Genomic DNA, 12,449 nt, shown 5'->3' on the forward strand with positions numbered 1-12,449 from the left:
GACTTCCGGAGGAATGCATGAAGATCACCGCCGTTCGCACGCATCTCTTGGAACACCGGCTCGACACGCCGTTCGAAAGCGCCTCGATGCGCTTTGACCGCCGTGCTCATGTCCTGGTGGAGATAGAATGCGATGATGGAACGATCGGCTGGGGCGAATGTCTCGGTCCGGCAAAACCCAACGCGGCGGTGGTCGCAGCCTTTTCGCCCTGGCTTATCGGTCAGGACCCGCGCTCAACCGAGAAAATCTGGGCCGTGCTCTACAATGCACTGCGCGATCAGGGACAGCGTGGTCTCACCGTCACCGCACTGTCGGGCATCGACATCGCGTTGTGGGACATCAAAGGCAAGCACTACGGCGCCTCGATCTCCATGCTGCTTGGTGGACGCTGGCGGCAAAGCGTGCGCGCCTATGCCACGGGTAGCTTCAAGCGTGACGGCGTCGATCGGGTTGCCGACAACGCCAACGAAATGGCGGAGCGCCGCACACAGGGGTTCCACGCCTGCAAGATTAAAATTGGTTTCGGCGTCGACGAGGATCTGCGCGTCATCCGCGCTGTTCGCGAGGCGATAGGCTCCGAAATGCGCCTGATGATCGACGCCAATCACGGTTACACCGTCACCGAAGCGATCCGGCTCGGCAAAGCAGCAGCGGAGTATGATATCGACTGGTTCGAGGAGCCGGTGGTGCCCGAACAGCTGTCGGCCTACCTGGAGGTTCGCACATGTCAGCCGATCCCCGTTGCGGGTGGCGAGACCTGGCATACAAGGTTCGGCATGTGGCAGGCGCTGGAGGCCCGTGCGGTCGACATTCTCCAGCCCGATCTCTGCGGCTGCGGCGGCTTTTCCGAAGCGCAGAAGATCGCAAGCCTGGCGACACTTCATGGTATCCGCGTCGTGCCACATGTCTGGGGGACAGGCGTGCAGATCGCCGCGGCACTGCAATTCATGGCAACGATGGTGCCCGATCCGGTCCGCGCCAATCCGATCGAGCCGATCCTGGAATTCGACCGAACGGAGAATCCATTCCGGCAGGCGGTGCTTAAGACACCACTGGAGGCGGTCAATGGCGTCGTCACTATTCCAGATGGTCCAGGTCTCGGGATCGAGATCAATCGTGATGCCCTCGTCGAATTCAAGATGCTCCAATCGTGAAACGAACGAGCGCAGTCTTCCAGCACGCGTACCGCGTTTGCAAAGCGGCGCTTTAGACGCAGCGTGGCCGTGAACTAGGCTGACTCCGATGGATCTAAGGGGTCCTGGCCCGCTAGCTTCATAATTTCGATCGTCCGTTTATCGCTTCTCGATCGTGCGGGCGGTTGCAAGGCGTATTTCCTGCTCCGGTTCGTCGAGTTGCATCAAGTCGCCATGCCGGCTCTGATGAACCTTGTTCAGGTGGTCGCGGGGGCTGAGCCCAAGTGTGCGCTTGAACATGCGCGAGAAGTAATAGGGGTCTGCATAGCCGACCTCCGCAGCCGCTGCCGCAACCGAAAGCCCTCCTTCCAGAAAATGCATCGCGCGCTCCATTCGCTTGAGCTCCTGGTATTTGCGTGGCGTGCGGCCGACGCGCTTCTGGAATTCGCGCAGAAAATAATCGTAGTTGTAGGGTGCGGCATCGACCGCCCTCATGGCGATGTCGGTTTCAAGCGGATTGGCCGAGATCATCGTTGCTGCCTTCATCACCGCAAGGTCAATCGCATCCGCGCCCTCCGGCTGGTAGGTCGCGTGGTCGCGCCACCCGAGAAACGCATCCTCGATGAAGGCGATGAGAAGGACCATGAAAAGATGGTGCTGGCCGAGCGATACCGAGGAAGGGGGCGCGCTCTGACGGTAGTGACGGGCAATCGGTTCCAGAAACGGCCAGCGGCTCAGTTGCAGTTTGGGCCTGAGTTGCATCTGCTCGATGAGATTGTGACGACCATAGATGTCGAGCGTAAAGTGCTGCGCCACGCCTATATAGGTTTCGCGCCCTTCATTCCAGCCGATGAAGTGTTGGCCGCCGCTGATCAGCATGGCGTCGCCCCGCTCCATCACGCGTGGTTCGCCGTCGATCAGATAATGACCGCGGCCCTCAAGGCAGATGACGAGATCGTCGACCGGATTGGATTTGTCGATCCGCCAGGTTTGCGAATGCTCCATGCGGATCGCCGCGCGCGTCAGGTTGAGCGTCAACGCCGCGGCGGGAATCGCCGATAGAATACCACCTTCGATTTCGTCCATCTTTTTCCTTCCCTTTGTGAATTCATTCTGATCTGAAAATAGCCCAATGTCACCGAATAAACCGTGTCTTCTGGGGAGGAGATCGGTTCGTGGTATAGAAACGTGGCATTCCGCCCATTCTTCCTGCACCGAATTGGGAGCCAGATTTGTACAAAATTGCATCTATGCAGGCTGCGCTCAAGGGCTGCCCGGGAGGGATGTCATGAAGATGCAGCGCCTTATGGGGCTGGGCTATCTCGCCCCGTATATCATCGGCCTTCTGGTCTTCACGGCGATCCCTTTCATCGGGTCGCTGTACCTGAGCTTCACCAGCTATGACCTTATGAGCGAACCTCGGTGGACAGGGATTGCCAATTACGAACGGCTCTTCACTCGCGATCGCACCTTCACGAAGTCGCTGAACGTCACGCTGCTTTATGTGTTCCTGACGGTACCGTTGAAGCTTGCCTTCGCGCTCTTCATCGCCGCGATCCTAAACTACAAGCTGATGTTCATCGGTCTCTTCCGAACCGCCTTCTACGTTCCCTCCATCCTCGGCGGCTCAATCGCCATTGCCGTTTTGTGGCGCTACATCTTCGCCACGGAGGGGCTTGCCAACATGGCGCTGACGACGGTCGGTTTTTCTCCGGTTGACTGGTTTGGTGATCCGACGAACGCGCTGTTCACCATCACGCTATTGCGATGCTGGCAGTTCGGATCAGCCATGGTGATTTTCCTCGCCGCTCTGCAGTCGATTGACAAGTCGCTTTACGAGGCAGCAGCCATCGACGGCGCGGGCAAGGTGCGCACCTTCTTCTTCATCACGTTGCCACTGCTGACCCCGGTCATTTTCTTCAACCTCATCATGCAGATGGTTCAAGCATTCCAGGAGTTCAACGGACCTTACATCATCACACAGGGTGGTCCGCTGAAGGCGACGTATCTGCTGCCGCTCTACATCTACGACGAGGCCTTCAAGAAGTTCAACATGGGCTATGCCTCGGCCATAGCATGGGTGCTCTTCACCATCGTCACCGCCCTGACCCTCGTTGCCTTCTGGTCATCGAAGAAATGGGTCTTTTACGCAGGCGACAAGAGGAGCTGACCGCAAATGACCGATCTCGCAACCTTCAACGATCTCCAGGCCGCTCGCAGGGCAAGGCTCCGTCTCGTCTCGACGGCGGTCCGCTATGTTCTGCTCTTCGCAGTCGGCTTCGTCATGCTCTATCCGCTCATCTGGCTGGTTGGAGCGAGCTTAAAGACAAATTCCGAAATCTTCGCAGGTGCAGGCTTCCTGCCGGAGAACCCGACTGCCGAAGGTTACATCAAGGGCTGGCAGACATCGACACCCTATACGTTCGGCCGGTTCTTCTGGAATTCCTTCCTGATCATCCTGCCAAAGGTGATCGGGACGGCCATCTCCTGCACGCTGGCGGCCTATGCGTTCGCCCGGTTCGATTTCCCATTCAAGAAGATCCTTTTCGGCTCGGTCATTGCAATCCTGCTGTTGCCCAATGTCGTCACCCGCATTCCTCAATATATCCTGTTCCGTGATCTTGGCTGGCTCGACAGTTTTCTGCCGCTCTGGGTGCCGTCAGCGCTCGCTGGCGACGCCTTCTTCGTTTTCATGTTGGTGCAATTCCTGCGCTCATTGCCAACAGACATGGAGGAGGCGGCACGGGTGGATGGTGCCAATAGCATCCAGACGCTGATCTATATCGTGGTCCCGATGCTCGCCCCGGCACTGATTTCGGTGTGCCTGTTCCAGTTCATGTGGACCATGAACGATTTCCTCGGGCCGCTGATCTATCTGTCCTCGGTGGACAAGTATCCGGTCAGCCTCGCCCTCAAGCTTTCGATCGACACGACCGAAGCTTTCGAATGGAACCGCATCCTCGCGATGTCGGTGCTCACGATCGCCCCTGCTCTGATCGTGTTCTTTGCTGCGCAACGTTACTTCATTGAAGGGATCTCCTCCGGGGGGATCAAGGGCTGAACATGGCTAAGGTTCAACTGAAAAATCTCGAAAAGGTCTATGGCAACGCCTTCAAGGCGGTCCATGGCATCAATCTCGACATCAACGACGGCGAGTTCATGGTTTTCGTCGGCCCGTCGGGCTGCGCCAAATCGACGACGCTGCGCATGGTGGCGGGGCTCGAGGAGATTTCCGGCGGGGAAGTCCTCATTGGGGACCGGCGCGTCAACGATCTGCCGCCGGGCAAGCGCTCAATTGCCATGGTCTTCCAGAACTACGCTCTTTACCCTCATATGAAGGTTCGCGGAAACCTGGCCTTCGGGCTCAAGATCGCCGGCAAGCCGAAGGCGGAGATCGAGGCCGCGATTAAGCAGGTGGCCGAGATCCTCGAAATCGAGCCGCTTCTCGACCGCCTTCCCAAGCAGCTTTCAGGCGGTCAGGCCCAGCGCGTGGCTCTCGGTCGCGCGCTCATCAAGAAGCCGGGCGTCTTCCTGTTCGATGAGCCACTATCCAATCTCGACGCCAAGTTGCGAGCCTCGATGCGCGTCCGCATAACCGACCTGCATCGCCAGCTCAAAGCGGAGGGCTTGTCGTCGACGGTCATCTACGTGACGCATGATCAGACCGAGGCCATGACGATGGGGGATCGCATATGCGTAATGCAGGCGGGTCACATCATGCAGGTGGCCACGCCCAAGGAACTCTACGATCGCCCGGCGAACCTGTTCGTGGCCGGCTTCATCGGCAGTCCGGAAATGAACCTCGTCGACGCCCGGCTCGACGGATCTTCCTTTTCAATCGGCAGCCAAACCTTGCCGCTCGGACCACACCTTGAAGGTCGACTTTCGGCCCGCCCGACAGAAGCCGTGATCGGGACCCGACCACAGCATCTATCGCTGGCGGCGGATGGGCCGGCGCTCACCGCGAAGCTCACCAATGCTGAGTTCATGGGGCACGAGGTCTATCTCCACGCTGATCTCGAGGGTCGCAAGGTGGTGAGCGTCGTCGGCGCAGCCGAGTTCGAGGCACTGGGAGGGTCGGAGATCATCCGCCTTCGTCCCGATCCGGAACGATTGCACATTTTCGACAAGACTGACGGTCGCAACGTGTCGCTTTGAGGAGGCGGCGTTGGGCCATACACCAAGAAGGAGGAGAACCATGAAGACTGCGAAAACCTTGCTTGCATTGACCGGCGTCGCCTATGGCGCGCTCACGTTCGGTGCCACCGCTGGCGCCGCCGAACTGCGCATGGCGTGGTGGGGCGGTGATAGTCGTCACGTAGCCACTCAAAAGGCGACAGCTGCCTGCGGCCAGAAATACGGCCACACGGTCAAGGGCGAGTTCACCGGCTTCGACGGCTACCTCGAAAAACTGACGACGCAAATGGCCGGCAGGACCGAAGCTGATATCGTTCAGGTCAACTGGCCGTGGCTGCCGCTGTTTTCCAAGAATGGCGAGGGGTTCGCCGACCTTCGCACGCTGAAGGCAATCGACCTGTCCAACTGGACGGAAGGCGATCTCGCGGCCGGTTCGATGAATGGGGTCCTGCAGGGGCTATCCGTCTCGACGACGGGTCGTGTCTTCTTCTTTAACGCGACGACCTTCGAAAAGGCAGGCGTCGAAATTCCGAAGACCTGGGACGAGTTCTTCGCCGCAACCGCGACCATCAAGGACAAGCTCGGCAAGGACCACTACACCTTCAACGCGGTGAAGGAGACTGCCCAATTGCTGGTGACCCTTGCCGTCGTGCAGAAGACTGGCAAGGATCTCGTCGATCAGACGAGCAACCGCGTAGCATGGACGCCAGAGGAACTCGCCGAAGGCATCTCCTTCCTCGGCAAGCTGGTGGAAACCGGCGCGATCCGCTCGCAGAAGGAGGAGGCCGCCGACGGCAACGTCAATCTGTTTGAAAAGCCCTCCTGGGCCGAAGGCAAGGTCGCCGGCTCCTACGAATGGGATTCAACTTACTCCAAGTATGCCGACCCGTTGAAGGATGGTCAGGTTCTCAAGCCTGTACCAATGCTGAAGCTTTCGGATGCGGTTACCGAAGGCGTCTATCGCAAGCCTTCCATGGTGTTTTCGATCTCCAAGAACTCGAAGAACCAGGATGCGGCGGCGCAGATCGTCAACTGCCTCCTGAACGAGCCGGAAGGCATCGATGCTCTAGGCACCTCGCGCGGTCTTCCCGCGTCGAAAGCGGCCGCTGCCAGGTTGGGCGACAAGGGCGAACCCGAGGTTCGCGCCGCCAATGCGATCGTCATGGCCGCCACGGGGCCGATGGTTTCGCCCTTCAATGAACACCCAGAAATTCGTGCCGCTTTCATCGATACGCTTGAGGAGTACGCCTATGGCCAGATCAGCGCAGAAGATGGCGCCAAACAGATCATCGACACGGTGAACGACGTTCTGGCCGAGTTCGACTGACCATTGATACTGCCCGCCGCGGATGCCGCGGCGGGTCCTCCGTCTCTTGGCGGCACGCAACACGAGGCACGACATGACCCGACCTTCCATCATCGCGCGCTCGGCGCGAACGGCGGCGCTATGCCTGCCGCAGCCCGGAGCCCTCTACCGTTTGAAATCGAGGACGGTCTGGCGGCTTTCATCCCCGGATGAGACCGGCGTTCTGCAACACGGAGAAGCCCAAACGGTCGTCACCCTTCTGCACGGGCTTCGTCCGGCTACCCGTTATCTTTTCGAGGTGGAGGGATTTCAGCCGCTGTCGTTTCAGACTGCGCCCTGCGCAGGTGTCGTTGAAGCAACCGATTTCGGACTCGTCGCCGATATTGCGCCTGACGATATTGAAGGCGCGCGCAGCAATGCTGCGGCCCTTTGCGAAGCGGTCGCAGCCGTTCCAACCGGAGGCACGCTCCATCTCGGTCCGGGCCTGTGGACGTCCTTTCCACTTAGGCTCAAAAGTCAAATGACTTTGCACCTTGCCGAAGGGGCGACGCTCCAAGCGCCTTCGGTGCGCGCGGGCTGGCCTGTTCTCCCTTCCCACGATCACAACGGTAGGATGCTTGGAAGTTGGGAAGGTCTGCCGGCGGCCTGCTTTAATGCCCCGGTAAACGCGGTGCAGGCGGATAACCTGGTGATCGAGGGCAGGGGCGTCTTCGACGGATCTGGCGACAGGGGCGATTGGTGGAGTTGGCCGAAAGAGACGCGTGATGGTGCGCGTCGCCCGCGTGGCCTGCATCTTATCAACTGCCGTGATGTGGCACTGCTCGGTTTTACGATCCGCAATGCACCGTCCTGGACGATCCATCCGCAAGGCTGCGCTCGGCTGACCGCTGCCGGACTAACCATCGTTGCCCCAGCTGACAGCCCGAACACCGATGGGTTCAACCCTGAGAGCTGTCGTGAGGTCGTGATTGCGGGCGTGCGCTTTTCAGTCGGCGACGATTGCATTGCCGTCAAGGCAGGAAAACGCGGCCCGAACGGCGAGGCTGATCACCTTGCCGAAACGCGCGGCGTCCGTGTCAGTCACTGCCTGATGGAGCGTGGCCACGGCGGCCTGGTGATTGGCTCGGAGATGTCCGGCGGCGTCGTTGACGTCTCCGTCGAGGATTGCGAGATGATCGGCACCGATCGCGGCCTGCGGCTGAAGACCCGTCGCGGTCGCGGCGGGTCGATCACCAATATCGTAATGCGCCGCGTATTGCTCGATGGCGTCGAAACGGCGCTCTCGGCCAACGCTCACTATCATTGCGACGCGGATGGCCACGATGACTGGGTGCAGTGCCGTGAGCCGGCGGTCGTCAATTCTGGAACGCCGCTCATCGACGGCGTCATCATTGAAGACGTCGAGATCCGCGGGCTCGCCCATGCGGCGGGCGCATTTCTCGGACTGCCTGAAGCCCCGATCCGCAACGTTCGTGTCCGCCGCCTTAAAATCACCTCGAGCAATCCCGCGGCAGTCGCAACGCCACCCATCATGGCCGATCGCGTGCGAGCCATGCGTCATGAGACGATTGTCAGCGAGCGGGCAGAGGTCGATTGCGACGATCCCTCCTTGTTGAGCGCTGCCCCCGTGTCCCTTCCTTTCGATGAGATGCTCTCGTGAACCCGACAGAATATTTCGACGAATTCGCCAAGCGTTATAACCACTATAAGGGCGGTAGCTGGTGCTACGAGGATGGTTGCGTCTATCGCGGCCTCAGTCTTCTTTTTGATGCGACAGGCGAAACGCGCTGGAAGGCGCATCTTCATCGTCTCGCCGATCAGCAGATCGCGGCCGATGGCGCACTTTCGGGCTACGACCCCCAGGAATACAATATCGACAATATCCTGGCCGGGCGCGCCTTGTTCCCGTTGGCTGAAGGTGCCGATGATGTGCGCTACCGGTTGGCCGCCGATCGGCTGGCCGGGCAGCTGGAGACGCACCCCCGCATTCCCGCCGGCAATTACTGGCACAAGAAGCGCTATCCGCACCAGGTCTGGTTGGACGGGCTGTATATGGGACTGCCCTTCCAGATCGAATATGCGACGATGACCGGCCGCAAGGACCTGATCGCCGATGCGTTGCAGCAGTTTTCAACGGCTTTGGCACTCACGGCGACTACACGCGGCCTCTATGTTCATGGCTATGATGACAGCCGCCAGCAGCGCTGGGCTGACCCTGTGACAGGCAAGTCTCCCGCTGTCTGGGCACGGGCCGTGGGCTGGCTGGCAATGGCAGTGGTCGATGCTCTGGCGACACTTCCTGTTGACCAGGCGACCGCCTCGTTGCGCCAGCGCGCCCGCTTGCTGCTAAAGGAGATCATGGCCCGTCAGGCAGCCTCCTCCGGCCTTTGGCATCAGGTGCTCGACGCGCCGGATCTGAAGGGCAACTACCTCGAAAGCTCTGCCTCGGTCATGTTTGCCTATTCGCTTTTGCGCGCCGCTCGTCTTGGTCTAGTCGAGGCGGACACTGCTGCGGGGGCGGCTGCGGCCGGGCAGCGCGCCCTTGACGCGCTGTTGAATACCCGGCTCGTTGCCGATGCCGAAGGGATCACCCGCTTCACGACCATTGTCCATGTCGCCGGTCTTGGAGGTTTCGAGGGCAACTATCGCGATGGTTCACCGAGCTACTATCTCACCGAACCCATCGTTTCGGATGACGCCAAAGGTGTGGGGCCCTTGATGATGGCATATGCGGAAAGCCTGATGGCCGCTTCGTGAAGCCGCTTGATCAGTCGCTTTCACCAGGAACGAGATCCATGGGCCACAGGCATCGCGCGGATCGCTCGCGGTAGATCTCGGCAAAGGCCGGCATCGTCGCAAGCAGGGATTCGGCAAGTGCAATGCCAAGGTCCCGTAGCGACAGGCTGAACGATGTCAGTCGTGGCGACAGAAACTGCGAATGCGGGCTTTGACGCCCGATGATCGCCAGGTCGCGCCCGGGTTTTATTCCGGCTTCGACCAGTCCGCGATAAAGCCCGACGGTAATGGCCTCGTTGATGAGGACGATTGCCGTCGGACGTGTCTCAAGCGCGCTCAGTTCCCGGGCGATCTGGTACCCCCCGGCCTCGTTGGGCGTCGAGCGGAAGACGTGACGCGCGTCGAGATTAAGGCCGTGCCGGGCGAGGGTGGCGCGGCACTGGTCCTCGAACACATAGCCAAGGTTCATGTCGTCGTGCGGACGGGTAACGGCGATATGCTTGTGTCCGCGCGCAACCAGCCGGTCGATAGATGCCTCGGCCATGCCTTCGAAATCGAGATCCAGCCAGGGCTGGCCGACATCGGTCAGGCTTCGTCCGAGCGTGATGAAGGGGATCTTGCGCTTTGCCAGCAGTTCGAAGCGGGCATCGTGGCGCCGGGTGGCCGACAGGATGATGCCGTCGGCAAAGCCGCGGGCGACGACGCGCTTCAGATAGTCGTTCGGGTCCTCTTGCGAGGAGCAGAGCAAGGCGACCAGATCGAGCTTGTGACGAGCAAAGACGGTCTGAACGCCGTCGAAGACGCTCATGAAGAAGGTGTCGCCCTGGCCGGTGATTTCGGACCCCGTCTGCATCATGAAGCCGATGACGCCGGTCGTCCCCTTCCTCAGCGCACGGCCCGATTGGTTGGCGACATACCCGAGGGATTCCGCTGCTTCGAGGACTCTTTTTCGCGTCTCTTCGTTGACGTCGGGTTTGCCGTTCAGCGCGCGGGAGACCGTGCCGATCGAGATATCGAGGTGTTCGGCAAGTTGGCGAATCCCCTTCATTTTTCCGCGTTCCTCCCCAGACCCGCGACTGGCCATTTTCACACCTCTTGACACAAAAACCCTTTGCCGCATAGTATCGTAAACGTTTACGGAAGCCAACTGAGGAGTTTCGGCTTTCGTTCCTGGAGGAAATCACGTGAGACACAGGGCCGTTTTGTGCGGGTGCGGAGCTATGGCCAAAGGCTGGCTGAAGGCTCTGACGGAGAGCGACTTTCTGAGAGGGAAGGTGGAGGTTGTGGGCCTCGTCGATCTCGATCAAACGACGGCGCAAGCGCTCGCTGCCGAGTTCAAGCTTCACGACATCATCATCGGTACAGACCTGCCGGCAGTCCTTCGCCAGAGCAGGGCCGATCTGCTGTTTGACGTTGTCGTTCCAGCCGCGCGGCGCGCGGTCGTGGCAGCCGGTCTGGCCCATGGTTGCCACGTGCTCAGCGAAAAACCGATGGCCGCCACCCTCGATGATGCGCGCGAACTGCGCCGTCTCGCAGTCGACGCTTCACGTATTCACGCGATCGTCCAGAACCGCCGCTTCATCGACGGCGTTCGCCGGATCCGCCGCCTCATCCAATCCGGCAGCCTCGGTGAACTGACGGCGCTGCATTGCGATTTCTTCCTCGGTCCACACTTCGGCGGCTTCCGCGAGCAGATGGACAACGTCCTGCTGCTCGACATGGCCATCCACACCTTCGACGCTGCGCGCTTCATGTCAGGCAAGGATCCCCTTGCCGTCTATTGCCACGAATACAATCCGCAAGGCTCCTGGTACCGCCACGGCGCGGCAGCCAATGCGATCTTCGAATTCTCCGACAATGTCGCCTTCACCTATCGCGGATCCTGGTGTGCGCAAGGCGCCAATACCAGCTGGGAAAGTGCGTGGCGGATCACCGGCTCAAAGGGAACGCTCATCTGGGATGGCGGCGAACGCTTCGAAGCCAATGTCGTCAGCGGTCATGAAGGTTTTCTGCGGGCGGTCGAGCCGATCACGGTTCCCGAGGCTGAAGACCGTGCCGACACGCACGGCCATGCGAGTGTCATCGAGCGCTTCATCTGCGCAATCGACACGGGAACCGTGCCTGAAACGGACGGTAGCGACAACATCAAGAGCCTTGCCATGGTCTTCGGCGCGATCGACAGCGCCCGTGATGGCAAACGCGTCACCATTGCAGCCTAGGAGCCCATCTTGACGAACCCTGCAAAATCCATCCGCATCGGCACCATGATCTCGGCCACCAAGGGCGGTGCCGACAAACGCATCGACCAGATCGCCGAAATGGGCTTCGAAAGCTTCGAACCGTTCTTCTGGCAGACGACCAATGGCCAGGACCTTGCCGAGCTCGGCAAACGTTGCGTGGAGGCGATCGGCGGCCGCGACATCACCATCTCGACGCTCGGCATGTTCGGAAACCCGCTTGAGACGACCGCGATCGACGAAGAGACATTGCAGGGGTGGCGAGACTGCATCGACAATGCCCACCATTTCGGCGCTACTTGCGTTGCCGGTTTCACCGGCCGCATCCGCGGCAAGCCGTTGACCGACAGTCTGCCGCGCTACAGGGAAATCTGGTCCGAACTGTCAAAACGCGCGGCCGGCAAGGGTGTGAAGATTGCCTTCGAGAATTGCGCCATGGACGGCAACTGGCAGACCGGTGACTGGAACATCGCCCATAATCCGGATGCCTGGGAACTGATCTTCAACGAGACGCCGGACGACCACATCGGAATCGAGTGGGAGCCCTGCCATCAGATGGTCTATCTGATCGATCCACTGCCGCAGATCCGCAAATGGGCGACAAAGATCTTCCACGTGCACGGCAAGGACGCGACCATCCGCTGGGATGTCATCCGCGAACACGGCATCTTCGGCAAGGAGAAATTCGTCTTCATGCGCACGCCGGGCTTCGGCGACACCAATTGGACCGACGTGATTTCCGAGCTTCGGCTGGCCGGCTGGTCCGGCTCGATCGACATCGAGGGCTGGCACGATCCGGTCTACCGCGACGCATTGGAGATGACCGGCCAGGTCCATGGCCTGAACTATCTCAAGGCTTGCCGGGGCGGCGACTTCGTCGCCGATCCGGTCTGAGGTGTG

Annotated in this window: 11 protein-coding genes; 9 read left to right on the plus strand and 2 right to left on the minus strand. The window is 60.2% G+C overall.

The window, feature by feature from the left end; genetic code table 11:
- Nucleotides 1-17 precede the first annotated feature (17 nt).
- Complete coding sequence (locus tag ASD03_RS23445; protein WP_057207045.1) at nt 18-1,154, plus strand: mandelate racemase/muconate lactonizing enzyme family protein; 1,137 nt, start codon at nt 18-20, stop codon at nt 1,152-1,154.
- A 138-nt stretch (nt 1,155-1,292) separates the two neighbouring features.
- Here the strand turns inward: ASD03_RS23445 and ASD03_RS23450 are convergent, their stop codons facing one another.
- Nucleotides 1,293-2,219, minus strand: coding sequence for a helix-turn-helix domain-containing protein (locus tag ASD03_RS23450; RefSeq protein WP_025430400.1), 927 nt, complete (start codon nt 2,217-2,219; stop codon nt 1,293-1,295).
- A 202-nt stretch (nt 2,220-2,421) separates the two neighbouring features.
- On the opposite strand from ASD03_RS23450, the gene ASD03_RS23455 reads away from it, so the two are divergent.
- The 6 genes from ASD03_RS23455 (at nt 2,422) to ASD03_RS23480 (ending at nt 9,333) form a co-directional block, all read left to right on the plus strand.
- Nucleotides 2,422-3,303 carry a sugar ABC transporter permease gene (locus ASD03_RS23455; protein ID WP_025430399.1) on the plus strand — a complete coding sequence of 294 codons (882 nt, stop codon included), beginning with the start codon at nt 2,422-2,424 and terminating at the stop codon, nt 3,301-3,303.
- A 6-nt stretch (nt 3,304-3,309) separates the two neighbouring features.
- Entirely contained in the window at nt 3,310-4,194 is an 885-nt protein-coding gene (locus ASD03_RS23460) for a carbohydrate ABC transporter permease (protein WP_025430398.1), read from the plus strand.
- A 2-nt stretch (nt 4,195-4,196) separates the two neighbouring features.
- Nucleotides 4,197-5,291: a sn-glycerol-3-phosphate ABC transporter ATP-binding protein UgpC gene (ugpC, locus tag ASD03_RS23465; RefSeq protein ID WP_025430397.1), complete on the plus strand. Its 1,095-nt coding sequence runs from the start codon at nt 4,197-4,199 to the stop codon at nt 5,289-5,291.
- Nucleotides 5,292-5,331: 40 nt separating this feature from the next.
- Nucleotides 5,332-6,597, plus strand: coding sequence for an ABC transporter substrate-binding protein (locus ASD03_RS23470; protein WP_025430396.1), 1,266 nt, complete (start codon nt 5,332-5,334; stop codon nt 6,595-6,597).
- Between the two features lie 73 nt (nt 6,598-6,670).
- The gene (locus ASD03_RS23475) at nt 6,671-8,236 is read left to right on the plus strand and encodes a glycoside hydrolase family 28 protein (protein WP_057216789.1); all 1,566 of its coding nucleotides are present in this window, start codon (nt 6,671-6,673) and stop codon (nt 8,234-8,236) included.
- Nucleotides 8,233-9,333: a glycoside hydrolase family 88 protein gene (locus ASD03_RS23480; protein ID WP_057216792.1), complete on the plus strand. Its 1,101-nt coding sequence runs from the start codon at nt 8,233-8,235 to the stop codon at nt 9,331-9,333. The genes ASD03_RS23475 and ASD03_RS23480 overlap by 4 nt, the downstream gene beginning before the upstream one ends.
- Nucleotides 9,334-9,343: 10 nt before the next feature.
- Here ASD03_RS23480 and ASD03_RS23485 read toward each other — a convergent pair whose 3' ends face one another.
- Entirely contained in the window at nt 9,344-10,360 is a 1,017-nt protein-coding gene (locus ASD03_RS23485; protein WP_057216795.1) for a LacI family DNA-binding transcriptional regulator, read from the minus strand.
- Between the two features lie 136 nt (nt 10,361-10,496).
- Between ASD03_RS23485 and ASD03_RS23490 the strand changes: the two genes are divergently transcribed.
- Both ASD03_RS23490 and ASD03_RS23495 read left to right on the plus strand, forming a co-directional pair.
- Nucleotides 10,497-11,531, plus strand: coding sequence for a Gfo/Idh/MocA family oxidoreductase (locus ASD03_RS23490; RefSeq protein WP_156408055.1), 1,035 nt, complete (start codon nt 10,497-10,499; stop codon nt 11,529-11,531).
- Between the two features lie 9 nt (nt 11,532-11,540).
- Nucleotides 11,541-12,443 carry a sugar phosphate isomerase/epimerase gene (locus ASD03_RS23495; protein WP_057216802.1) on the plus strand — a complete coding sequence of 301 codons (903 nt, stop codon included), beginning with the start codon at nt 11,541-11,543 and terminating at the stop codon, nt 12,441-12,443.
- Nucleotides 12,444-12,449 lie beyond the last annotated feature (6 nt).

Origin of the sequence: Ensifer sp. Root127 (assembly GCF_001425225.1) — a bacterium.
Taxonomy (GTDB): domain Bacteria; phylum Pseudomonadota; class Alphaproteobacteria; order Rhizobiales; family Rhizobiaceae; genus Ensifer; species Ensifer canadensis.